The sequence below is a fragment of the Sorangium sp. So ce363 genome, assembly GCF_051520435.1.
Lineage (GTDB): Bacteria > Myxococcota_A > Polyangia > Polyangiales > Polyangiaceae > Sorangium > Sorangium cellulosum_B.
This window is the reverse complement of sequence record NZ_CP150333.1, coordinates 5,312,636-5,336,235: the sequence shown is the minus strand read 5'-3', so window position 1 is coordinate 5,336,235 and position 23,600 is coordinate 5,312,636. Positions and strand designations below refer to the sequence as shown.

The following is a 23,600-nucleotide window of genomic DNA, read 5'->3' as shown; positions in this document are numbered from 1 at the left end:
GTGGCCGTCCCCAAGAGGAAAACCACCCCCAGCAAGCGCGACATGCGGCGCGCCAACCACGACAAGGTGACCCCCGTCCAGCTCGTCTCTTGCGAGAACTGCGGGGAAGCCCGGCTCCCGCACCGCGCCTGTGGCGCCTGCGGGCACTACAACGGGCGCAAGGCGAAGGCGACCAAGGCGACCGCGGCCTCATGACGGGCGCGGGTGCGCCGGCGCGCGCGAACGCTGCGCCCGCGCACCTGGGCGCGGCGCCGGCTCGCGCGGATGCGCGAGGGGCCGTCGCATGAGCTCCCCGCAGCCGAGGAGCCGCATCCTCGGGACGGGCAGCTACGCGCCCGCCCGAGTCGTGCACAACACCGATCTCGAGAAGATCGTCGACACCTCCGACAGCTGGATCAGCGAGCGAACGGGGATTCGTCGACGTCATATCGCTGCCGAGGGAGAGCTCACGAGCGACATGGCCGCTGCGGCCGGCCGCTCTGCGCTGGACGCCGCCGGGCTCTCGGCGGCTGACCTCGACATGATCATCGTCGGGACGATCAGCGGCGACACCCCGATGCCCTCCTGCGCCGTGTACGTGCAGCAGAAGCTCGGCGCTCAGGAGATCCCCGCGTTCGACATCTCGGCGGCCTGCGCCGGCTTCGTCTACGGCCTCACGATCGCCGATCAGTTCATCGCGAACGGTGTGGCCCGGCACGTCCTCGTGATCGGCGTCGAGCTGCTCTCGCGCATCCTGAACTGGAAGGATCGCACGACGTGCGTCCTGTTCGGCGACGGCGCTGGCGCGGTCGTGCTCGGGCCTGCGTCGGGCGACGGCAGAGGCATCATCTCGACGCGGATCTTCAGCGACGGCACGCTCGCGAACTCGCTGGTCATCCCGGGCGGCGGCACGGCCGAGCCGCTGACGCCCGAGGGCATCGAGCAGAGCCGCAACAAGGTCCACATGGTGGGGCAGGACATCTTCAAGGTCGCCGTGAAGAACCTCTCCAGCGCCTCGCTGATCGCGCTCGACACGGCGGGCATGGCGGCGGGCGACCTGGACTGGGTCGTCGCCCATCAGGCGAACCTGCGGATCATCAGCCAGGTCGCCGCGCGGCTCAGCCTCCCTCTGGAGAGGTTCGTGCTCAACATCGAGGAGTACGGCAACACGTCGAGCGCATCGATCCCCATCGCCCTCGACGAGGCGGTGCGCGACGGGCGCATCAAACCGGGGCAAAACGTCCTGTTCTGCGCGCTCGGCGCTGGCATCTCCTGGGGCGCGTCCGTCATCCGGATGTGAGCGGGCCATGCGCGTCTGCCTGCGTCGGGGTCGAGGTCTGCGCGTCCGCTTGAGCTCGCCGGGCGATCCGGCCTGAGGTAGTCTCGCGCGCGCCGGCCGCATGACGTGGTTCGGGGGACGGACGACGTCCGCCTCCCTGGCTTGGAATTGAGGGCAAACGTGAAAATCGCTTGGCTGTTTCCAGGGCAAGGGGCGCAAGAGGTGGGGATGGGCAAGGCCCTCGCGGAGGTCTCGGCGGCCGCGCGCGGCGCGTTCGCGCGGGCGGACGCGGCGCTCGGCGACCCGATCTCGCGGCTTTGCTTCGAGGGGCCGATGGAGGCGCTGACGCAGACGAGCAACACCCAGCCCGCCATCGTCGCGACGAGCTGCGCCGTGGCCGCGGCCCTCATCGAGCACCTGCCCAACCTCGATCCGCCGCTGTACGCGGCCGGCCACTCGCTCGGCGAGTACAGCGCGCTGGTCGCTGCCGGCGCGCTCGAGATCGAGGATGCGGTAAGGCTCTGCCGGATCCGGGGCAGCGCCATGCAGGAGGCCGTACCGGCGGGCGAGGGGGCCATGGCGGCGCTCATCGCGCTCGACCAGGAGGTGGTGCTCGCGATCTGCGCCGAGGCGGCGCAAGGCGAGGTCGTCGCTCCGGCGAACTACAACGGGCCGGGGCAGATCGTGATCGCCGGGCACGCCGGCGCGGTCGCGCGCGCGGGCGAGCTCGCCGTCGCCCGCGGCGGCAAGGCCATCCCGCTCAAGGTGAGCGCTCCCTTCCACTGCGCGCTGATGCGGCCTGCGGCCGAACGCTTGCGTCCCGAGCTAGAGCGCACGCAGCTGATGCCGCTCGCCTTCCCCGTGATCGCGAACGTCGACGCCGCGCCGAACGCCGATCCGGAGCGGGTGCGGTCGCTCCTCCTGCGCCAGATCGATGGCACCGTGCAGTGGATGCGGACGATCGAGCGCATGGCAGAGGATGGCGTGACGCACGCCCTCGAGATCGGCCCTGGCAAGGTGCTGGCCGGGCTGGTGAAGCGGATTACGAAGCAGATCAAGGTGCTCAGCGTGAGCGACATGGCGGGGATTGAGCGCGTGAGCGCGTTCCTTTCGGAGGCATAGGCATCGATGTTCGACCTTACGGGCAAAGTTGCGATCGTCACGGGTGGATCGCGAGGGATCGGGCGTGCTGCGTCGGAGGCGCTCGCGGCGCAGGGCGCGCACGTGATCGTCAACTACGTGCGCGGAGAGGCCGAGGCGCGCGCGGTCGTCGACGCGATCACCGCGCGCGGCGGGAAGGCCGAGGCGCTCGGGTTCGACGTCGCGGACATGCCGGCGACCGAGGCCGCCATCGCCGAGGCGGCGAAGCGCCTTGGCCGGCTGGACATCCTCGTCGCGAACGCGGGGATTGCGATCGACGGCCTGCTCCTGCGGATCAAGGAGGAAGACCTCGATCGCCTCTTCGCCGTGAACGTGAAGGGCTCGATCGCGTCCGCGCGCGCGGCGACCAAGGTCATGATGCGCGCGCGCACAGGCCGCATCGTCTTCCTCTCCAGCGTTGTGGCGGAGATGGGCAACGTCGGCCAGGCGGCGTATGCCGCGACGAAGGCGGCCCTGCTCGGCGTGACGAAGTCGCTCGCCCGCGAGTACGCGGGGCGCGGCATCACGGTCAACGCCGTGGCGCCCGGGTTCATCGACACCGACATGACGACGACGATCAGCGCGGAGATGAAAGAGGGGCTGACGAGGATGGTCCCGCTCGGGCGCACGGGCCGAGCAGAGGAGGTCGCCGCGGCGATCGCATTCCTATGCTCCGACGAGGCGAGCTACGTGACGGGCGAGACGCTGCGCGTCAACGGCGGGATGTACGTGTGAGAGCGCTGGCTTGAGGACCCCGGCTGCCAGGCGTCACGCACAGCGGCAAACCAGGCGCACACGAAAAAAGCGGTCGCAGGTAATTCGATGGTGCAACGCTGATGGCGATGGGCTACTAGGGGTTCCGTTTTCCCGGGAGGAATACCATGGCTGAAGGTCGCGACATCACGGCCGAAGTAAAGCGGATCATCAAGGAACAGCTCGACGTCGACGAGAAGGACATCAAGCCTGAGGCGAGTTTCATCGACGATCTGGGCGCCGATTCGCTGGGCCTGGTGGAGCTTGTCCTCGCGTTTGAGGAGGCGTTCGAGATCGACATTCCGGACGAGGACACGGAGAAGATCCGGACTGTCCAGGACGCGATTGACTACATCGAAAGGAATGCCAAGAAGTAGCGTCCCCACCGCCCTACCGGACGCGGCGTCACCATGGAGGTGGGTTGGCGCGTGAGCCAGCGAAGGATCTGCTCTTCGCCACTGCACGCGCTCTCACCTCTGTGGTGGCGCTAGGGCAAGAAGAGCCATGGAACGCGTTGTCATCACCGGCATCGGGCTCGTCACGCCCAATGGCCTCGGGACGCAGGCCACCTGGCAATCTTTGCTGGCTGGTCAGTCGGGTATTGGACCCATCACCCTCTTCGACGCGAGCTCGTTTCCGACTCGCTTTGCTGGCGAGGTGAAGGGCTTCGTTCCGGAGGAGTACATCCCCAAGAAAAAGGTGAAGGAGATGGGCCGCTTCGCCCACCTCTCCATCGCCGCCTCGCAGATGTGCATGCAGGACGCGGGGATCGAGCTCACCGACGAGGACCGCGATCAGTGCGGCACGTTCATCGGTGTCGGTCTCGGGGGCCTCGAATACCTGTTCCAGCACTCGATCACGCTGCACGAGAAGGGCCCCCACAAGGTGAGCCCGTACTTCATCCCGACGGTCATCGCCAACCTCGCTGCAGGGCAGGTGGCGCTGGCGCTCGATCTGCGGGGCGCGAGCTACTGCAACACGAGCGCATGCTCGTCGAGCGCGCACTCGCTCGGCGAGGCGTTCGAGTGGATCCGCCGGGGTCGCTCGCACATCATGCTCACGGGCGGCGCGGAGGCGACGATCACCGGCCTCGGCATCGGCGGCTTCTGCGCGATGTTCGCCCTCTCGAGGCGCAACGACGAGCCGCAGCGGGCGAGTCGCCCCTGGGACAAGGGTCGCGACGGCTTCGTCTGCTCCGAGGGCGCCGGGTCGCTGCTGCTCGAGTCGCTCTCCCACGCGAAGAAGCGCGGCGCGAAGATCTACGCAGAGGTCGTCGGGTACGGCGCCTCGTGCGACGCGTACCACATCACGAAGCCGGCGCCCGACGGCGCCGGGGCGCAGCGAGCGATGAAGATGGCACTCGAAGACGCCAAGCTCGCGCCGGACGCGATCGACTACATCAACGCTCACGGCACCTCGACTCCGCAAGGGGACATCGAGGAGACCCGGGCGATCCTCAAGACCTTCGGCGATCACGCGGCGTCGAAGCGCCTCTGGGTGAGCTCGACGAAGTCCGCGATGGGCCACCTGCTCGGGGGCGCAGGTGGGGTCGAGGCGGCGGTCTGCGCCCTCGCGCTGCGCCACGGCGCGGTGCCGCCGACGCTCAACCTGGACGATCCCGATCCTGAGTGCACCCTCGACTACGTCCCGTTCACCTCTCGCGAGCGCCGCCTGAAGCACGTGATGTCGAACTCCTTCGGCTTCGGTGGCACCAACGTGTCGCTCGTCTTCTCCCAGTTCGACGGCTGATCGCGCGCCGCGCTGGATGGCTCGATGAAGTGCCCATTTTGCGGCCATCTCGAGGACCGGGTCATCGACTCCCGCGCTGGCGGCGCGGGTGAGGTGATCCGGCGTCGGCGCGAGTGCGCCTCGTGCGAGCGCCGCTTCACGACGTACGAGCGCGTCGAGGACATCCTGCCGACGGTCGTCAAGAAGGACGGTAGGCGCGAGTCGTTCGACCGACAGAAGCTCGTGCGAGGGCTCCGGATCGCATGCAACAAGCGGCCCGTGTCCACCGACCAGATCGAGGCCATCGCCGACGCGATCGAGCGCGAGGCGCAGGAGTCCGAGCGGCGGGAGATCTTATCGACCGAGCTGGGCGAGCGGGTGATGAACCACCTGCGTACCCTCGATGAGGTCGCCTATGTCCGGTTCGCAAGCGTTTATCGTTCCTTTCGGGACATTGACCAGTTCATGGTCGAGCTTGGCAAGCTTGTGAAGGCCAAGGCGCCCTAGTAGATCCGGCACTTCGATGTCTGCGAAGCCCCCCAGCCCCGATCCCGAGCTCGACGCCGCGATGATGCGCCTCGCCATCGAGGAGGCGCACAAGGCGATGCCGTCGCCGAACCCCCCGGTCGGCGCGGTGGTGCTGAACGCCGCGGGGGAGGTCGTCGCCGTCGCGCACCACGCGCGCGCTGGTGAGGAGCACGCCGAGGGGCTGGCGCTCGCGGCCGCCGGCGACGCGGCGCGCGGAGGGACGCTCTACGTGACGCTGGAGCCCTGCAACCACGAGGGGCGCACGCCGCCCTGCGTGGACGCGGTTCTGAGCGCCGGCATCAAGCGCGTCGTCGTCGGCGCGCCCGATCCGAACCCCGCGGTGGTCGGCGGCGGGGCGCAGCGGCTCAGCGACGCCGGGCTCGCCGTGGAGCTCGGCGTCGCCGGCGCCGAGGCTCGCGCGCTGATCGCGCCCTGGACCAAGTTCATCACGACAGGCATCCCCCACATCGCGCTCAAGCTCGCCCTGTCGCTGGACGGTCGCATCGCGACCCGCACAGGCGCCTCGAAGTGGGTCACCGGCCCCGAGGCGCGCGCCAAGGTCCAGGAGCTCCGCTCGCGGCACGACGCGGTGGCGATCGGGATCGGCACGGCGCTCGCCGACGACCCTCGGCTCACCCTGCGCGAGCCTGCGCTCGCGCCCGGGGGGCGGAGCCCCATCCGGCTCGTCTTCGACACGCGGCTCAGGCTGCCGCTCCACACGCGCCTCGCCCAGACGGCGCGGGAGGTGCCGACCTGGGTGCTCACGGGCGCCGACGCGCCCGAGGAGGCGGAGCAGGTGCTCGTCGACGCTGGCTGCGTCGTCCTGCGCGCGCCAACCTCGGCCGAGGGCCGGGTCGACGTGACCGCCGCGATGCGCCTCTGCGCCTCGCAGGGGATCGTCTCCATCCTGGTCGAAGGTGGCGCCGAGCTCGCCGGCAGCCTGCTCGCGTCGCGCCTGCCCGACGAGCTGCACGCCTTCGTCGCTCCGATCCTGCTCGGCCCCCGCGGCCGGCCGGGCGCGGTCGACTGGGCGGGTCCGGACACGCCAGGCGACGCGCCCCGGATCGTCGATCCACGCTGGGAGCTCTGCGGTCGCGACGCGTACGTCAGCGGCCCGCTCGCCTTCCCGGCGCGCAGCTGATCGGCGCGCCCGGGCAGGTCAGCTCGCGGCTTCCGCGCCGCGCTTCTGCATCTTCCGCTGGACGATGCGCTTCTTGAGCGTGCCCATCCGGTCGATCATCAGCACGCCGTCGAGGTGATCGAGCTCATGCTGGACGGCCACGGCGAGCAGGCCGTCGGCCGCGATCTCGAACGTCGCGCCGTCGCGCCCGCGGGCGCGGACGGTGACGCGCTCGGCCCGCTTGATGTCCTCGCTGATGCCAGGGAACGAGAGGCACCCTTCGGGGCCGGTCAGCTGCCCCTCTTGCCGCACGATCTCCGGGTTGATGAACACGAGGAGGTTGCTCGGCTCGTTGTCCGCGGCGATGTCAACGAGGAAGACGCGGTGTGGCTCCCCGATCTGCGTGGCCGCAAGGCCGACGCCGGGCGCCGCGTACATGGTCTCGGCCATGTCGTCGATAAGCTTCGTGATTTCGGGCGTGATGTCCCCGACCGGCTGTGCCTTCTGACGCAGGCGCGGGTCGGGATAGTGGAGGATGGTGCGGATGGCCATGGCTACTGAGCATCATAACCTCCGTTCCTAGCTGGCGCCCGTCAAGACGCTCTCATCTCGCGTGTTGCGTGGGCTCCGCGTGCCTCGCGCTGGCCACGCTGGCCAGCCTTCGCGCGGACAGCCGCTAGCGATTTCGCCGGAACGAGGTCGACGTATCGACGCTGACCCCGCGGGACTGAAGATCTTCCACGATGTCCGGCACCAGCCCGGAGGGGTGAAACGTCCCCTCGAGCGCGCCGCCGGCGGCCGTCCGCTCGACCACGAACGTGAAGACGTCGCGAATGGCGATCTGCCCGCCCTCCACCGCGAGCTCCGCGATGCGGAGCACCCGGTGGCGACCGTCGCGGAGCAGCGCGATCTCGATCGCGAGGTCGAAGGACGAGGCGAGCCACTCGCGCGCCGTCTCCGGCGTGATCCCGGGGCGGGTCGCGGCGATGTCGGCGGGGAGCCTCGTCACTGCTTGCCGCAACGTCGGCGCGCGGGAGGCCGCGAGCACGCCGTCCATGCCGCCGCCGATGGCGTCCACGATTTCGGCCGCGACGTGGCCCGAGAACGAGCTCACCACGACCCGCTCCGGCCGGATGCGTACGGCCGCCCGCACGGCCCGGGTGCGTTCGTCCGTCGTGGCCCCGAGCGCGATGGACAGCGTGTTCGGCTGATCGAGGGCGAGCTCGTCCTCCTCCTGGAGCACCACGAACCGGTCGTCGGGCTGCGCCGCGGCAGCGAGCGCGCCGAGCAGCCAGCCCGTCCCGGCGTCCCGCGTCCCGGTGACGAGGAGGTTGCCGCGACCGAGCACGCACTGGGCGAGCAACCCGGCCATCGCGCGCGAGATCGTCCCGTTGCGCACCAGGTCGTCCAGCGTGACGTCGGGGCGCTGCGGCTTCCGGATCACCAGGGTGGAGGTCGCGGCCGGCGGCAGCACCGCGAACAGGCGGCGCCCCTTCGGCAGGGTCCGCTCGACGAAGCTCGCGCCCGCCTCGATCGGCTGGCCGGCCGCCATGCAGAGCCGGCGGATGGCCCGGCCGACCGCGCGCTCGCTGCTGAACCCGACCTCCGCGATGACGCGCCTGCGCCCGTGCATCGCGATCACGTGGTCGTAGCGGAACACCTGGATCTCGCTCACCTCGGCGTCTTCGAGCAAGCGGTCGAGCGGGCCGAGCGAGAGGAGCTCCCGCTGCGCGTCGGCCACGAGCGCCTCGACGTCGACCTCGGGGGGGAGCTCGCCCGCCGCGCGCAGCGCCTCCGCGCCCGCGGCGCTCGCCTGCGCGATGCGCTGAGCGAGCGCGCTGTCCGGCGGCGCGCCGCTGTCGAGCGGCGTGAGGTCGACCAGGTCGGCGAGCCGCTCCATGAGGCGCCCGAGCGCCCGGCGGTGCGCCACGGCATGCGCCGAGTCGCCCTGTCCCCGGTCGACCCGATCCGAGACGGGCGGGATGGCGCGCCGGCTCGGGATGGGGACCACGCTCGGATGGACGGCGACGTTCGAGGCGCCCTGCGGCGACACCGCGGCGGTGCTCGTTGTGCTCTGTGCAGGCAGCGGGGTCGCGGTCGCGTACGGGCGCGGCGCCTGTGGGGGCGGTGTGGCGGCGTTGACGGCGCGGCCGTCGCGCGCCGGCGGTGCGGTGGTCATCGCCGGGTGCGCAGGCAGCGGCGGGACGGACGCACCGCCCTGCGAGCCCGGCGTGAGCGGCGGACGAGGCGAGGGGATGCGAGGCGGACCGGGGACGGGGATGGCCGCGGCCGCGTCGACCGACTCGTCCGGATCGTTCTCGAGGGGGAAGTGGCTGATCACGCCCTGGCTGGTGCGCGACGGCTCGCCCCTCTCGTTGATCAGCGGCAACGGCGCCGACCGGTGCAGCCCTTTCTCGGCGGACGGCGGCGGCCCGCGATCGGGCAGAGGTCCCGGCTCGCCGGACATCTCTTCCGGCGCGCGCGGAGGCGCCGTGCTGTCCGGAGGGGCCGTCCCGGCCGCCGCCGTCTCGATCCGCAGCACGAAGTCGCCGATGTAGATCTTGTCGCCTTCGCGAACGATCGTCGCCTGAGCGATCTTCCGGCCGTTGACGTACGTGCCGTTCGTGCTCTTGAGATCGGTGACGATGAAGCGCCCGTCGCGGAAGAGCAGCCGAGCGTGTCGCTTCGACACGTTGCCCTTCGGCAGCATCAGGTCGTTGCCCTGCACGCGGCCGACGTTGATCTCTGTCCGGTCGAAGGTTTCGCGGCGCTCCGCGCCCCCTTTCTCGCTGATGATCACCGAGAACATCTCGTCGCCTCGCGGGGCCAGGGCGGAGGTGAGACCCGATGCCCTCGCCACGCCATACGAGCAAGCTCGAACAGACATGTCAACGAGATGCCTTCGATTCCTGCTCCCGGGCGGCGAGCGGGCTCGAGCCCGGGACTGCGCCGCCTACGCCCCCTGAGCGCACGCACCGGGCGCGGTGCAGGTCGAGCGCGCGATGCCGGTCCGGGGATCGATCCGCCGAGCTGTCGCGCCAGCGCGCAGGGGGAACGTCGGCGAACAGGCTGAGCCGGCGCCGCCAGGTGCGTGATGTCCTCCGAGCAGGTCGCCTGCTCCGCTGCAACGCTCGATCGATGTTCTCGGCAAAAGCTCCGCAAGCGCCTGGCCTGCGCTCGGAGAGCGCCCGGAGCGCGCTGCGTCGCTCGCTCCCACGACGCGCGCAGCACGAGGAGCGCGCCCGAGTCGCCGCGCCATTGCGGCGGAGGCCAGGAGATCGCTGCCCGACGTGCGAAGCTCGCTGCGTGACATGGCGAAGCCCTCACGGACCACGACGCCCTGCGCGGGCCGAAGGACAAAGTTCTTCGATAAAAGCGCAAATCTTGACGGTTGCGCGAATTCTGCTTCGCACCCTACGGCGCGCCGTCACCGCGCGTGATCGTGTACTCGCCGTCAGGATCCGCTGTACGACGCGAAATTCTCATCGGAGGCTGCTGCAACCGGAGACTGCCGGTGAAGCGGTACTGCCTCGCGCAAGCGCCCGCCGAACCATCATCGCTGCTTGACCTTGGCGCATCGAGCCGTTTACGTTGGCGCCCGCTCGGACCGGGGAGAATCGTCGAAGTCGCCGCGCACGCACATCAACCAGCGGCTGGGCAGCCGCCCTGCGCAAGCTGGATCTGTCTACGAGGGGGGGTTGCTGCATGCAGCCAAGCCCGCATCGGAATCAGGGACCGCAGCCGTGGTCACCTCCCGACTGCCAGCCTGCGCGCCTCGGGTATCGACGAGCTCTGAAGTGGAGGAAATATGGCAGTTGGCAAGGTTAAGTGGTTCAACGACGAGAAGGGTTGGGGCTTCATCAAGCAAGAGACTGGCCCCGACGTCTTCGTTCACTATTCGCAGATCAACGGGGAGGGGCGCCGTCGTCTGTTCGAGGACGAGACCGTTGAATTTGAGATCAAAGAAGGTCCCAAAGGTCTGCAGGCGGTCAACGTGATCCGCGCCACCGCCTGACTTTCCTCCTGACCAGAGCCCCACCGGACTGCCCGCGCAGCGCCCCCGCTGCGCTCGAGTCACGGCACTGCCGAGCCCCGAACATCGCGCGCCCGCCTGGACGGTCCTGCGTGCGGCGGATGGATTGCGCGCGGCTCCGGTGGGGCGCTCGGCGGAGCGCCGAGCGCGCGGCGGGCTCATCGCTCGGGGACCGGGACCTCGCGGAACGCGTCTTGACCCGGGACGAAGCGGTGCGACGTGATGCCCCCGATCGTCCCCGCGTCGTCGATCTCGTAGACATTGAACCCGGCCATCCGTTCGTCGCTGTCGTGAAGGAGCGAAGCGCTGGTGGCGCCCACGGCGTCGATGTGACCCCGCTCGGTGTGCAGCTTGCGGTGAATGCGCCGGTGCAGGTGCCCATGCAGCAGCAAGCCGCGGCGCACCTGCCGCAGCAGCCGCCCCTCTGCCGCGGCATCACCCAGGCCTTCCAGCAAGGCCTTCGCCCGGCTCGCCGGGTTATGGAAGGGGTGGTGCTGAAGCACGACCGGCGTTCGCCGCCGCACCTCCGGGTGTTCTAGCGCTCGCTCGAGCGCGCGCAGCTGGACCGGGCCGAGCCGCCCCGATGCCACCAGCGGGGGACGCGGCCAGGCGGTCGAGAGGCCGATGATCGCGACGGGCCCGCGCAGGTGCACGAAGGGGAACGCCGAGCCTCCGCCATCGCGGGGGGCCCCACCGTCGTCGCTCTTCCCAGGCGCGTCGAGGACGATGTCGGAGCGCAGGTACGGCGCGAAGTACTGAGAGAAGCGCTGCGAGCGGTGCGCGCCCTTCGTGTACGCGTCGTGGTTCCCCGGGACGATGCTCACCCGCTCGGGCGGAAGAGCGAGATCGCTCTGCAAGAAGTTGCGGACCAGGACGAACTCTCGTTCGAGCGCGAGGTTCGAGACATCGCCGGTGATGACGACGTGGTCCACGCCGAGCCGCCGTATCTCCCGCGCCGCTGCGTGCACCGCGTGCGGCTTGTGGATGGCGTGGCGCCGGAAGCGGAGGTTGAGGTAGCCCGTGAGACGCTTGTTCAGGAGCCGGAACGGGAAGGCCCCCTCGAGGGAGAGGAGGTGCAGGTCAGAGAGGTGCGCGATCCTCACGGGCGCAGTATGGGCTCTTCCGGCGCGGCGGCCAACCGCCGCGCGCCTCAGCCCGCGCAGCGGCCAACCGCCGCGCTCCTCGAGCGCTCGTCGCGCGCGCCTCGGCTCGAGCGTCGCCCGCCGCGGCTCAGGCGTCTCGCGCGCAGCGGAAGCCGCGCCACGCGCGGCGGCTAGTCGGCGAGTCGTGCCCCCGCGCGGCGCCACGCAGCCAGGGCCGACCCAGGATGTAGCTGCCGCCGCGCAGCACGCGCTCCTCCCCCATGTCGGGCCCCCGCGGGTTCTTCGCGCTGCCGCTTGGATACTCGGGATGGTAGTAGTCAGCGACCCACTCCTCGACGTTACCGGCGAGGTCGTCGATGCCATCGGGGGTGCGGCCGGCCACGAGCGAGCCGACGGGCGCGAGCTCGAGGAAGCCGTCGCCGTCGTCGAGCTCGTCGAACGACAGCCTCCCGTGGTTCGCGTGGAATGGGTTGTAGACATGACCCCAGGGGTAGCGGCGCCCGGCCACGCCCCGCGCGGCCCGCTCCCATTCGGCCTCGGTCGGCAGGCGACCGCCGGCCCAGACGCAGTAGCGCTGCGCGTCGCTCCACGAGACGAGAACCACCGGAACCTCGGGCCGATCGAAGCGCTGCCCGCCGGAGGCATACGGAGGTTCGGCACAGACGCCGGCCGAGACGCACCGGCGGTAGCTCGCGACGGTCACCTCGGTTCGGTCGATCCAGAAATCCGACAGGTACACCTCGTGGGGCACGAGCTCGTTCGCGAAGCTCGCCTCGGTCTCGTCGACGCACAGCTCACCGGCCGGCTCGAGCTTGCAGAGCGTCACCGCGTGCGCGATCTCGACCTCGCTCGATCCCATCGTGAAGCTCCCCGCGCGCACGAGGACGGCAGGCGGACCGGGCGCGCGCAGCGCGACGACGCTCGCGGGCGAGCGCGCGCGCTGGCCCGCGGCGGCCGCCGGGAGCGCGGCCTCCGCGCGCGCCGGGAGGCGCGGGGCGCGCCGCGCGCGGGGTGGTGGAGCGGCCACGCCGGCCAGGGAGAACGCGACGAGCGTGGCCACCGTCGCCAGCGTGAAGAGGGCCGCCGGACGCATGTCGGAGACGTAGCATGCTCCAGCCTCGCGGACTGTTTCCGCCTCTTCCGACTTCGCTCGATGCGGCGGTCAGTCGTCTCGGACGTCATGACCGCAGCGGGCCGCCTGGTCGAGCGTTCGACCCTGCGCCGCGCGGCGCACTTTTGCGGCGCGTCGCGCGACGCGCGGCGAAGGCGCACCACGCGACGCGCCGCAAAAGTGCGCTGCGCGCCGAGGAGCGATAGACTCGAGGGGCTCGATGTCAACCCTTATGGACAACGCGAACACGGTGAGCGCGGAGGTCGACGCCGCGGTGATCGAAGCGCTGCATGAGGCGCTCGAGAGCGGAGAGCTCGTGCTCTTCGTGGGGGGAGGCATCTCGGCCGCGGCCGGGCTGCCGACGTGGCGTCAGCTCGTCGACCTGCTCGTCGAGAGGGTGCGCGAGCAGACCAGCGACGAGGTCGCGATCGCCGAGGTCGCGGCCCTCGCGCGATCGCAGCGCTACAGCGAGGCGCTGGGCGCGGCGGAGCAGGCGCTCGGCCCAGCGGAGTTCAACGCGTTCGTCGAGGATGCGCTCGACGACGAGGGGCTCGAGCCGCCGCGGATCGCGATCGCGATCGCCGCGCTGCGAGACAAGCTGCGCGCCGTGCTCACCACGAACCTGAACCACCTGCTCGAGCGCGCCTTCGGCTTCGAGTGGGACACCATGTGGCGCGTCACCGACGAGGTCGCGTGGCGGCGGCGGTTCATCCTCAAGCTGCACGGCACGCTGAAGGAGCCGCACAGCTGGGTGTTCGCGCGCGAGCGCTTCCTCGCGTCGATCGCGCCGCCCGACGTGCGCAAGTCGCTCACGACCGTGCTCTCGCGGTGCCCCGTGCTCTTCATCGGCTTCGGACGCGCCGACGGGAACTTCGACGAGATGCTGACGGACATCCACGCGCTCTCGGGGGCCTCGCCGCCGCCCCGCTTCGTCATCGCCCCGGGCTCGAGCCTGACGCCGCTCCGCCGCAAGACGCTCGCGGACATGGGGTTCCTGCTCCTGCCTTACGACACCCCCGACGGCAGCCACGACCGGGTGCTCGCGATCCTCGAGCGCACGTGCGCTCCCCGGCCGCGCGCGATCACGTCGCGCGGTCGCTCGATCCTTCCGCCCCCGATCCCCGATCTCGAGCTCCCGCCCTCGTCGTCGCCGCTCGGCGCGCTGTACGACCTCCCGCCGGACTCGGCCGCGTACGACGACACGGTCACGATGACGGGGGCGCTCGAAGCGTCGCGGCGCGAGCGCGTCTCCGCGCCTCCGGCGAGCCCGATCGAGGTGTTCTTCTCGTACTCGGAGAGCAACCGCGAGCTGCGCGACAAGCTCGAGACGCACCTCACCATCCTCAAGCGGAAGGGCGTCATCCGCGGCTGGCACGACGGCGAGATCGGCGCTGGCGAGGAGCGCGACACGGCGCTGGCCGAGCACCTCGAGACCGCGAAGGTCATCCTCCTGCTCATCAGCGCGGACTTCCTCGCGTCGGACTTCTGCTACGACGTCGAGATGCAGAAGGCGATCGAGCGCCACGAACGGGGTGAGGCGCGCGTCATCCCCGTCATCCTCGACGCCTGCGACTGGGAGGGCGCGCCCTTCGGCAGGCTGGCCAGCTTGCCGCGGGGCGGGCGCCCGGTGACGAGCTGGGTCAACCAGAGCGAGGCGTTCACCGACATCGCAAAGGGCATCCGAAAGCAGGTCGAGCAGCTCACCCAAAACCCCTCCTGAGCTCACCGAGCGCCGGCGCCCAGCCGGTGAGCCATTCAGAGGTGCCACCGCCGCCCGGGATCTGGAGCGTCCCCGCGTCGACCAGCCGGAACCTGGCCGCGCGAGACGATCTGCTCGCCGAGATCGGCGCCGCGCTCGCCAGGCGCGGCGTGGCGCCGCTCTGCGGGCTCGGCGGCACCGGCAAGACCAAGCTCGCGATCGAGTACGCGTACCGCAACGCCGGCGCCTACGACACCGTCTTCCTGATCGACGGTCAGTGCCAGGCGACGATGGACGCCTCTTTCGTCACGCTCGCCGCGGAGCTGAGGCTGCCCGAGCACGAGCAACTGGATCCCGCTCGCGCAGTCGGCGTGGTGCGCAGCAAGCTCGGGCGCCGCGGTCGCTGGCTCCTCCTCTTCGATGGCGTGCGCGACCCGAGCGAGGTCGAGCCCTACATCCCGAGCGTCTCCCACGGCGGCCACATCCTCACGACGTCGCAGAACCCTATCTGGCGCGGTCTCACGACGGTGAACGTCCGCGGCATCGAGCGCGCCGAGTCGGTGCGCTTCCTGCTCCAGCGCACGGGCGAGACCGACGCGGAGTCGGCCGACGCGCTCGCAGAGGAGCTCGGCGATTTGCCGCTCGCCCTGGCGCAGGCCGGCGCTTACATCGAGGAGACCGGACGCCCGCTCGCGGAGTACCTCGCCCTGTTCCGGCAGCGGCCGGCCGCGCTCCTGGAGCGCCCCGTCAGCTTCCCGGTGACGGTCGCGACCGCCTGGGAGAGCTCGCTCGCGGCCGTGTTCAGCCACCAGGCAGCGGCGGAGCTCCTCAGCTTGTGCTCGTTCCTGCCGATGGACGCGATCCCTCGGCGGTCGCTCAGCGAATACGATCCGCTCGCGCTCGACGACGCCATCGCGATGCTGCGGCTGCACTCGCTGATCGAGGTGCGGCCGCACGCGCTCAGCGTCCACCGCCTCGTGAAGATCGTCGTCCGCAACCAGCTGCGGCGGGACGATCGGCGGCGATGGATGGATGCGGCGCGCCGCATCGTTCAGGCTTCCGGCCGGATTTCCCCGAGCACGGAAGAGGAGCGCGAAGGTAGGACGGAGCCGGAGTCGGGGTAAGGCAAGCCCCCCACGAGACGATGGAGGTTCGACCCGCATGTATCCGAGAGCGTCAACTACCGTCTCTTCCTGGGTCTTTTCCGACCGCGTATTCTCGTTGCGCGTCAGGTCGGTCGTGAGACTTTAAGGCCCGCGAGAGGAACTATGGTTGCCTTGGCGACGAGCCCCGCCGATGTGTTCTTCTCCTACTCTCCGAGGGACGAGGACCTGCGGCCCAAGATCGAGACCCACCTCGACGCGCTGAAACGGCAGGGGGTCATCCGGAATTACCAGGGCTTCGCGCTCGGCGGAGGGAGGGAGCGGCGAGAGGCGACCGCGGCGAGGCTGCGCGAGGCGCGGGTCGTGCTGCTGCTCGTGAGCGCGGATTTCCTCGCCACCGACGCGTGGCTCTCTCCGGAGATGCGAGAGGCGATCGCTCGCCACGAGGCCGGCGAGTGCCGGGTCATCCCCGTGATCCTGCGGCCCTGCGCCTGGGAGAAGACGCTGCTCGGCGAGCTGCAGCCGCTGCCGAGCCGCGCGCGGCCCGTGACGAGCTACCCCAACCAGAGCGAGGCGTTCACGGAGATCGCGAAGGGGATCCGGAGCGCCGTCCGCGAGACGGAGCCGCCGACGCAACGGCCGGCCGCTCGAAGGCCGTCGAGCTCGCCCGACGCGGAGCCTCACATCAAGAAGCTGCCGCCGCGGAACCCGGGCTTCACCGGGCGCGACCAGCTCCTGAGCGAGCTGCGGAGCACACTCACCACGGGGGGGCCCGCTGCGCTCACGCAGTCCATCAGCGGCCTCGGCGGCGTCGGCAAGACGCAGCTCGTCGCCGAGTACGCGCACCGGTACGCGAGCCAGTACAACGTCGTCTGGTGGATCCGCGCCGAGGAGCCGGCCACGGCGGCCGAGGACTTCGCGCGCCTCGCCGCGGCCCTCGACCTGCCAGAGCAGAACGAGGCCGACCAGCGGATCGCGATCGAGGCGGCCCGGTCGTGGCTGTCGCGCAACGACAGGTGGCTCCTCATCTTCGACAACGTGAACGACCCGCAGGACGTCGCCCCGTACCTCCCGCACCCGCGCACCGGGCACATCGTTATCACCTCCCGTAACCCGAGCTTCCGCGGCATCGCCACCCCGCTCACCGTGCCGGCGCTGGATCGCGCCGACTCGGTGAAGTTCCTGCTCGATCGGACCGGGCAGAGCGACGCGCGCGCCGCGGAGAAGCTCGCCGAGACGCTCGGGGATCTCCCCCTCGCGCTGGTGCAGGCGGCGGCGACCATCAAGGAGACGGGATCGTCCATCGCGACCTACCACGCCGCCTTCGGTGATCACCAGCGCGGGCTCCTGCTCCGCGGCATGCCGATGGACTACCCGACGCCGATCGCCACGACCTGGGGCCTCGCGTTCCAGGAGGCGCAGCGCCTCTCGCCCGTCGCGGTCGACCTCTTGAGCCTGTGCGCGTACCTGGCGCCCGATGACATCCCGCGCGAGGGCCTCGCCGACGCCGCGCCGCACCTGCCGGCGGCGCTCGCCGAGGCGCTGAGCGATCCGCTGATGCTCGACGAGGCGGTCGCCGCGCTCCGCCGCTACTCGTTCATCGACGTGCACGAAGGCGCGCTCTCCGTGCACCGGCTCGTCCAGGCGGTGGTCCGCGATCGCCTCTCGCCCGAGGACCGGAAGGTGTGGGCCGAGGCGGCGGTACGGCTCGTCGACCACGCGTTCCCCGAGAGCAGCGACGAGGTGGAGACGTGGCCCTTCTGCGCCCGATGGCTGCCGCACGCGCTCGCCGCGGCGAGCCAGGCCGAAGCGCACGACGTCGCGAGGGAGGTGCGCGGGCGGCTCCTCGCCCGGTTCGCCGTCTACCTGCAGGGGCGCGCCGCGTTCGCGGAGGCGAAGGGGTACCTGGAGCGGGCGCTCGCGCTCCACGAGGCGGTGTTCGGCCACGACGATCCGAAGGTCGCGGCCGTGCTGCGCAGCCTCGGCAGCGTCCTCCACGACCTCGGCGATCTCGGCGGCGCGCGGGCGCACCTGGAGCGCGCGCTGGCGATCGACATCGCGAGCTTCGGCCCCGATCACCCGGACGTCGCGCGCGACGTGAACGACCTCGGCAGCGTGCTCATGGATCAGGGCGATCTGCCGGGCGCCCGCAAGCACCTGGAGCGCGCCCTCGCCATCGACGAGGCGACGTACGGCCCCGACGATCCGAGCGTCGCGATACGGCTCAACAACCTGGGCGCCCTCTTCCGCGACCTCGGCGACTTCGCGGGCGCGCGCGTGCACCTCGAGCGGGCGCTCGCGATCGACATCCGCGCCTACGGTCCGGACCACCCGACGGTCGCGATCGGGCGCACGAACCTCGGACGGCTGCTCCACGATCTCGGCGACCTCAAGGGAGCGCGCGAGCAGTTCGAGGAGGCGCTCAAGATCGATGAGCACAGCTACGGCCTCTACCACCCGCGCTTCGCGCTCGCGCTGAACAACCGCGGGCGCGTGCTGCGCGATCTCGGAGACCTGGCCGGGGCGCGCGCCGACTTCGAGCGGGCGCTCGCGATCGTCGAGGACACCTACGGGCCGGATCACCCGGACGTGGCGCGGGACATCAACAACCTCGGCAGCGTGCTGCGGGACCTCGGCGATCTCGAGGGCGCGCGCGCAAACTTCGCGCGCGTGCTGAAGATCGCCGAGGCGACCTACGGCCCGGACCACCCGGCGGTGGCGATCGGCTGCAACAACCTTGGCAGCGTGCTGCAAGCGCTCGGCGAGCTGCCCGGGGCGCGCGAGCAGCTGGAGCGCGCGCTCGGCATCGCGCAAACCACGTACGGTCCGGATCACCCGGTCGTGGCGAGCATCGTGAACAACCTCGGCCGCGTCTTGCAGGCGCTCGGCGATCTGTCGGGCGCGTGGCAGCAGATCGAGCGCGCCGTGGCGATCGCCACGAAGGCGCTCGGGCCGTCGCACCCGTCCGTGCAGATCTTCTCGCGGAACCTGGCGCGCCTCGGCGACGCCCTGGGGAGCAGCGCCGAGGCGACCTGAGCTAGCCGATCAGGATCTGCGTCGGGTGCTCCAGGAGCTGGCGCAGGACCTTGAGGAAGGTCGCGCCGACCGCGCCATCGACGACGCGATGATCGCAGGAGAGCGTCATGCTCAGGCGGCGGCCCGGTACGATCTGCTCGCCGCGCACGACGGGCTCGCGACGGACCTGGCCCACGGCGAGGATCGCTCCCTCGGGCGGGTTGATGACGGCGCCGAAGTTGTCGATCCCGTACATGCCGAGGTTCGAGATCGAGAACGTGCCGTTCGCCATCTCCTCGGGCCGCAGCTTCTTCGCCTTGGCTCGCCCGGCGAGCTCGCGCACCTCGGCCGCGATGTCGAGCACCTGCTTGCGATCGACGTCGCGCACCACCGGCGTGACGAGGCCCTCGGGGACGGCGACCGCGACCGAGATGTCGACGCGCTGGTGAATGAGGATGGCGTCCGGGGTGAACTGCGCGTTGCACTCCGGGACGCGCACGAGCGCGATGGCGCACGCCTTGACGAGGAGATCGTTGAAGCTGACCTTGGCCGGCTTCTCCCCCTCGGCGGCGGTCGCCGCGAGATCCGCGTTGATCTGCTCGCGAAGCGCGTTCAGCGGATCGGCGTCGACGTCGATCGAGAGGTAGAAGTGCGGGACCGTCTGCTTGGACTCGGTGAGGCGCCGGGCGATCGCCTTGCGCATCATGCTGAGCGGCCTCACCTCCGGCGCAGCGAGCTCGCCGGCGGCGGTCGCCTTGGCCGCCCCGGCGGCCGGCGCCGGCTTCAACCCCTCGAGGTCGCGCGCGACGATGCGCCCGCGCGGACCGCTGCCGGCGACGCTGCTGAGGTCGAGCCCGCGCTCTCGGCCGAGCTTCCGCACGTAGGGCGACGCCTTCACGCGTCCGTTCGACGACGGCTGCGGCGCGGCTGGCTGCGTGGGCGGCGAGACCGCCTCGCCGCGCGCCGCGGGCGGCGGGCTCGTCACGGGCGCGTCGCCGCCGGCCGGCGGCGCGGCGCGCTCTCCCTTGGGCTGAGCCTCCGCCGCGCTCGGCTTCGCCGCGGCAGCGCCGCCGCTCCCGCCGGCGAGGGCGCTTACGTCCTCGCCCGGGGTGCCGATGATCGCGACAGGCTGGCCGAGCTGAACCACGCTGCCCGCAGGCACGAGGATCTTGAGCAACGTCCCTCGATCGAAGGACTTGTACTCCATGGTCGCCTTGTCGGTCTCGACCTCTGCGAGCAGATCGTCGATGTCGATCGCGTCGCCTTCCTTCTTGTGCCAGGCACTGATCTGCCCCTCCTCCATGGTCGGGGACAGCTTCGGAAGTTCCAGAACCTTCGCCATGGGTCTATCAACCTTGATCGGGGATGTGGGTCCGCTCAGTCAGCTTTTGTAGAGAACGCGGTGAACATTTTCGATGATCCGCGACGCCTGCGGGATCACGTACTGCTCCAGCCGCGCGTTGTAGGGCATCGGGACGTCGAGCGTCGTCGCGCGCAGCACGGGCGCGTCCAGCTCGTCGAACGCGAGCCGCTGGATGCGATCGGCGATCTCCGCGCCGACGCCGCCGTACGGCCAGCCTTCGTGCGCCACGACCGCGCGGTGCGTCTTCGTGACGCTCTGCACGATCGTCTCCTCGTCGAGCGGGCGCAGCGATCGCAGGTCCACGATCTCCGCGCTGATGCCCTCCTTCTCCAGCTCCGCCGCCGCCTCGAGCGCGACGTGCACCATCCGGCTCCACGCGATGATCGAGACGTCGGTCCCCTCGCGCACGATCGAGGCGACCCCGAGCGGCACAATGAAATCCGGGTCGTCGGGCACCTCGCCCTTCACGCCGTAGAGCGTCTCGCTCTCCATGAAGAGCACCGGGTTGTCGTCCCGGATCGCCGACTTGAGGAGACCCTTGGCGTCCGCCGGCATCGCGGGCGCGAGGACCTTGAGGCCGGGGACGTGCGCGTAGAAGTGCTCCATCGAGTGTGAGTGCTGCGAGCCGACCTGCTTCGCCGAGCCGTTCGGCGCCCGCAGCACGAGCGGGATGGTGAGCTGCCCGCCGGACATCTGCCGGAGCTTCGCCGCGTTGTTGAGGATCTGGTCGAACGCCACGGCGGAGAAGTTCCACGTCATGTACTCGACGATCGGCCGGAGCCCGACCATCGCCGCGCCGATCGAGATGCCCGTGAACCCGCTCTCGGTGATGGGCGCGTCGATCACGCGCTTGCTCCCGAACTTGTCGAGCATCCCCTCGGTCACCTTGTAGGCGCCCTGGTAGTGCCCGACCTCCTCGCCGACGAGGTACACCCGCTCGTCGCGCTCCATTTCCTCGATCATGGCGGCGCGAACCGCCTCACGGAATCTTAGGACGGTCATCGCGCAAAAGGTCCTGCATAGGTTGTGGGCTCGAGCACCTCGGGCCCGGGTTCGGGGCTCTCCTCGGCGAAGCGGATCGCGTCGGTGATCTCGTCTTCCACCTCTTTCTCGATCGCCTCGAGGGCGGCCTTGTGGCCCTTCTCCTCGAGCTCGACGCGAGAGCGAAGGAGCACGTCCTTCTTCTTGCGCTCCTCGAGCTCCTCCTTCGTCCGGTACTTGCCGGGATCGCTCATCGAGTGGCCCCGGAAGCGGTACGTCCTGATCTCGACCAGCGTCGGCTCCGACTGCGTGCGCGCCCGCGTGACGGCCTCGGCGAGGCGATCACGCACCTGGAGGACGTGCTCGGAGTTGAAGCGATCGCGCTCCATCCCGTAGGCGAGCGCCTTCAGCGAGACGTCCTCGACCGAGAGCGTCCGGGAGAGCGGCGTCCCCATCGCGTACTCGTTGTTCTCGCAGACGAACACGATCGGCAGCTTCCACAGCGCCGCGAGCGACATCCCTTCGTGGAAGTCGCCGATGCTCACCGCGCCCTCGCCGAAGAACACCATCGAGACCCGGTCCTCGCCGCGGTACTTCGACGCGAACGCGGTCCCGACGGCGATGGGGATGTGCCCGCCGACGATGCCGTAGCCGCCGAGCATGTTGTGCTCTTTGTCGAAGAAGTGCATCGAGCCGCCGAGCCCCTTCGAGCACCCGGTGACCTTGCCGTAGAGCTCGGCCATCGCGGCGCGCGAGCTCATCCCGCGGGCGAGCGCGAGGCCGTGATCGCGGTAGGTGGTCATCACGTAGTCGTCGGGGCGGAGCGCCGCGGAAGCACCGACGGCGATGGGCTCCTGACCGATGTACAGGTGAAGGAACCCGCCGATCTTGCTCTGCGCGTACGCGCGGGCCGCTTCTTCCTCGAAGCGGCGTATCTGAAACATCTTTCGGTAGAGCGACAGATGGAGATCGTCGCCGTTTGTCAGGGTAGTCATCGCGGAGATCTCAAGGGGCAGAACAGCAATTCAGACAGTCGCTAGCGCAGCGATCGGCGTGATTCCAGGGCGCCCTCTCCGGGGCTTGCGATGGACCCAGCGAGGCGCTTGACGTCGGCCGTGCAGGACAGCGACGGTGCTTACTCGGGCTCCTTTACGGGAGTTTTTTCCGCGTGACAACGCATCCGCGATGTCACCCGTTCAACGCGCGGCAGCATCGGCACCACCGGCGTCCTGCGTGCCGGGCTCTGTGGTCTCTGGCACGCCGAGGTCGTCGGTCTCCGGTGTTCCGGCGTCCGCGCCTTGCTCGTCCTCGGGAAGCGCGGTCGGCACGGGCGAGGTCGTGGCGCTGCCCGGCGCGCTGGCGCTGGGCTCCGCGGCGCTGGGCTCCGCGCTGACCGTCGCGCGCGCCGTGGTGTCGGCGGGGTCGTGCTTCGGGCGCGCAGGCCGCGTCGACGGGACGGCGCGCGGTCGCGGCGCCGTGGTGGCCGACGAGGCGATCGGCGCTGCTCCGACGGCGGGCTCCTCGGCGGGCGCGTCTGCAGATCGCAGCGCGGTGTGGAGGAGCAGCGCGGCCGTGGCCACGACCACGGCCGCACCCACGGCGATCTGCCCCGCCTTCCGCTCGCGGGGAGGGAAGTCGGCGTCGAGCGGATCTGCGCGCACCGCGGCTGGCTCGGCGGGCAGCGCCGGCGTCGCCGTGACGGCGCTGTCCAGCATCCGCCTCGGCATCTGGCTGGAGGCGGCCCACTCGAGGCTGTTCGCGAACGCGGCGCCGAACTCGTCGCAGCTCGGGTATCTGTCCTCGGGTCGCTTCGACAGCCCGCGCGCGAGCACCTGATCGAGCGACGGGGGGAGGCCGAGCTCCTTCGCGATCGGCGGCGGCTCGTCGCTCGCGATCTTCGAGGCGACCGAGACCGCGTCGTCGCCCGGGAACGCGCGGCTCCCGGAGATCGCCTCGTACATGACGGCGGCGAGCGAGAACTGATCGCTCTCGGGCGAGAACTTGCCGACGCGGAACGTCTCCGGCGCGCTGTACGCGGGCGTCCCCATGAGCCCTCCCTGGTGCGTCAGCGTCGAGTCCGGGATCCGCGCGATGCCGAAGTCGGCGATCTTGCCGCCGTTCGCGGAGAGGATGATGTTCTCCGGCTTGATGTCGCGGTGGACGATGCCTGCCCGGTGCGCGATCGTGAGGGCCTCGCCGAGCTCGCACGCGAGGCGCGCCGCCTGCGACGCCGAGAGCGGCCGCCCGAGGAGGTGCTGCTTGAGCGTCGGCCCCTCGACGTACTCGAAGACGAGGTAGAGCCCGAAGTCCGGGTCCTCGCCGACGTCGTGGAGCGTGACGAGGTTCGGGTGGGTCACCCGGGCGGCGGCGCGCGCTTCGTGGCGCATCCTCACGATGAGCTGCTCGCGGACGTCGCGCGGGATGCGCAGGTCGTCGCGCAGGTGCTTCAGCGCGACGTCGCGATCGAGCAGCGGATCGTGCGCGAGCAGCACGCGCCCCATCGCGCCCTCGCCGAGGAGGCGCTGCACGTGGTAGCGGCCGAGGGCGGCGGGCAGCACGGAGCTATCGCTCGGCTGTGCGAGCGCGCCGCCGCCATCGGAGGACGAGGATCGAGGCACGTCGCGTCGGTTCTATCCGGCCGGCGGCCCCGGCGGAAGGCCTGGCC

20 protein-coding genes are annotated in these 23,600 nt (G+C 70.6%); 12 read left to right on the top strand and 8 right to left on the bottom strand.

From position 1 onward, the window contains the following. The 8 genes from rpmF (at position 1) to ribD (ending at position 6,548) form a co-directional block, all read left to right on the top strand. On the top strand, positions 1-195 hold the full coding sequence (gene rpmF / locus WMF12_RS20310) for a 50S ribosomal protein L32 (protein WP_012236448.1): 195 nt from the start codon (positions 1-3) through the stop codon (positions 193-195). Positions 196-283: 88 nt separating this feature from the next. Further along, complete coding sequence (locus WMF12_RS20305) at positions 284-1,279, top strand: beta-ketoacyl-ACP synthase III (RefSeq protein WP_437747284.1); 996 nt, start codon at positions 284-286, stop codon at positions 1,277-1,279. Between the two features lie 159 nt (positions 1,280-1,438). Further along, complete coding sequence (gene fabD / locus WMF12_RS20300) at positions 1,439-2,380, top strand: ACP S-malonyltransferase (protein WP_437873183.1); 942 nt, start codon at positions 1,439-1,441, stop codon at positions 2,378-2,380. A gap of 6 nt (positions 2,381-2,386) precedes the next feature. Beyond that, positions 2,387-3,133 (top strand): 3-oxoacyl-ACP reductase family protein, encoded by a 747-nt coding sequence (locus tag WMF12_RS20295; RefSeq protein ID WP_437747282.1) that lies wholly within the window; start codon positions 2,387-2,389, stop codon positions 3,131-3,133. 146 nt (positions 3,134-3,279) lie between these two features. Continuing rightward, positions 3,280-3,528: an acyl carrier protein gene (acpP, locus tag WMF12_RS20290; RefSeq protein WP_437873182.1), complete on the top strand. Its 249-nt coding sequence runs from the start codon at positions 3,280-3,282 to the stop codon at positions 3,526-3,528. 127 nt (positions 3,529-3,655) lie between these two features. Next, positions 3,656-4,900, top strand: coding sequence for a beta-ketoacyl-ACP synthase II (fabF, locus tag WMF12_RS20285; RefSeq protein ID WP_437873181.1), 1,245 nt, complete (start codon positions 3,656-3,658; stop codon positions 4,898-4,900). A 24-nt stretch (positions 4,901-4,924) separates the two neighbouring features. Continuing rightward, on the top strand, positions 4,925-5,386 hold the full coding sequence (gene nrdR, locus WMF12_RS20280; protein ID WP_012236442.1) for a transcriptional regulator NrdR: 462 nt from the start codon (positions 4,925-4,927) through the stop codon (positions 5,384-5,386). Positions 5,387-5,402: 16 nt separating this feature from the next. Next, positions 5,403-6,548 carry a bifunctional diaminohydroxyphosphoribosylaminopyrimidine deaminase/5-amino-6-(5-phosphoribosylamino)uracil reductase RibD gene (gene ribD, locus WMF12_RS20275; protein ID WP_437873180.1) on the top strand — a complete coding sequence of 382 codons (1,146 nt, stop codon included), beginning with the start codon at positions 5,403-5,405 and terminating at the stop codon, positions 6,546-6,548. A gap of 18 nt (positions 6,549-6,566) precedes the next feature. Here the strand turns inward: ribD and def are convergent, their stop codons facing one another. Together def and WMF12_RS20265 are read right to left on the bottom strand one after the other, a co-directional pair. After that, positions 6,567-7,079 (bottom strand): peptide deformylase, encoded by a 513-nt coding sequence (gene def / locus WMF12_RS20270; protein ID WP_272099591.1) that lies wholly within the window; start codon positions 7,077-7,079, stop codon positions 6,567-6,569. 124 nt (positions 7,080-7,203) lie between these two features. Continuing rightward, entirely contained in the window at positions 7,204-9,336 is a 2,133-nt protein-coding gene (locus tag WMF12_RS20265; protein WP_437873179.1) for an ATPase, T2SS/T4P/T4SS family, read from the bottom strand. 999 nt (positions 9,337-10,335) lie between these two features. On the opposite strand from WMF12_RS20265, the gene WMF12_RS20260 reads away from it, so the two are divergent. After that, on the top strand, positions 10,336-10,542 hold the full coding sequence (locus WMF12_RS20260) for a cold-shock protein (protein WP_012236438.1): 207 nt from the start codon (positions 10,336-10,338) through the stop codon (positions 10,540-10,542). Positions 10,543-10,718: 176 nt separating this feature from the next. Here the strand turns inward: WMF12_RS20260 and WMF12_RS20255 are convergent, their stop codons facing one another. Both WMF12_RS20255 and WMF12_RS20250 read right to left on the bottom strand, forming a co-directional pair. Further along, a complete protein-coding gene (locus WMF12_RS20255) occupies positions 10,719-11,663 on the bottom strand; it encodes a metallophosphoesterase family protein (protein WP_437873178.1) in 945 nt (314 codons plus the stop codon). Between the two features lie 127 nt (positions 11,664-11,790). Beyond that, positions 11,791-12,756: a formylglycine-generating enzyme family protein gene (locus tag WMF12_RS20250; protein WP_437873177.1), complete on the bottom strand. Its 966-nt coding sequence runs from the start codon at positions 12,754-12,756 to the stop codon at positions 11,791-11,793. A gap of 238 nt (positions 12,757-12,994) precedes the next feature. Between WMF12_RS20250 and WMF12_RS20245 the strand changes: the two genes are divergently transcribed. The 3 genes from WMF12_RS20245 (at position 12,995) to fxsT (ending at position 18,612) form a co-directional block, all read left to right on the top strand. Next, entirely contained in the window at positions 12,995-14,494 is a 1,500-nt protein-coding gene (locus WMF12_RS20245) for an SIR2 family protein (RefSeq protein WP_437873176.1), read from the top strand. Between the two features lie 26 nt (positions 14,495-14,520). After that, on the top strand, positions 14,521-15,597 hold the full coding sequence (locus tag WMF12_RS20240) for an ATP/GTP-binding protein (protein WP_437873175.1): 1,077 nt from the start codon (positions 14,521-14,523) through the stop codon (positions 15,595-15,597). 144 nt (positions 15,598-15,741) lie between these two features. After that, positions 15,742-18,612: an FxSxx-COOH system tetratricopeptide repeat protein gene (gene fxsT / locus WMF12_RS20235; RefSeq protein ID WP_437873174.1), complete on the top strand. Its 2,871-nt coding sequence runs from the start codon at positions 15,742-15,744 to the stop codon at positions 18,610-18,612. A 1-nt stretch (position 18,613) separates the two neighbouring features. Here the strand turns inward: fxsT and WMF12_RS20230 are convergent, their stop codons facing one another. From WMF12_RS20230 to WMF12_RS20215, 4 genes are all read right to left on the bottom strand, one after another. After that, entirely contained in the window at positions 18,614-19,933 is a 1,320-nt protein-coding gene (locus WMF12_RS20230) for a pyruvate dehydrogenase complex dihydrolipoamide acetyltransferase (RefSeq protein WP_437873173.1), read from the bottom strand. A 39-nt stretch (positions 19,934-19,972) separates the two neighbouring features. Further along, positions 19,973-20,956, bottom strand: coding sequence for a pyruvate dehydrogenase complex E1 component subunit beta (locus tag WMF12_RS20225; RefSeq protein ID WP_437747272.1), 984 nt, complete (start codon positions 20,954-20,956; stop codon positions 19,973-19,975). Further along, a complete protein-coding gene (pdhA, locus tag WMF12_RS20220; RefSeq protein ID WP_437873172.1) occupies positions 20,953-21,930 on the bottom strand; it encodes a pyruvate dehydrogenase (acetyl-transferring) E1 component subunit alpha in 978 nt (325 codons plus the stop codon). The genes WMF12_RS20225 and pdhA overlap by 4 nt, the downstream gene beginning before the upstream one ends. A gap of 201 nt (positions 21,931-22,131) precedes the next feature. Continuing rightward, positions 22,132-23,553, bottom strand: a complete 1,422-nt coding sequence (locus tag WMF12_RS20215; RefSeq protein ID WP_437873171.1) for a protein kinase domain-containing protein — start codon at positions 23,551-23,553, stop codon at positions 22,132-22,134. Between the last annotated feature and the right edge of the window lie 47 nt (positions 23,554-23,600).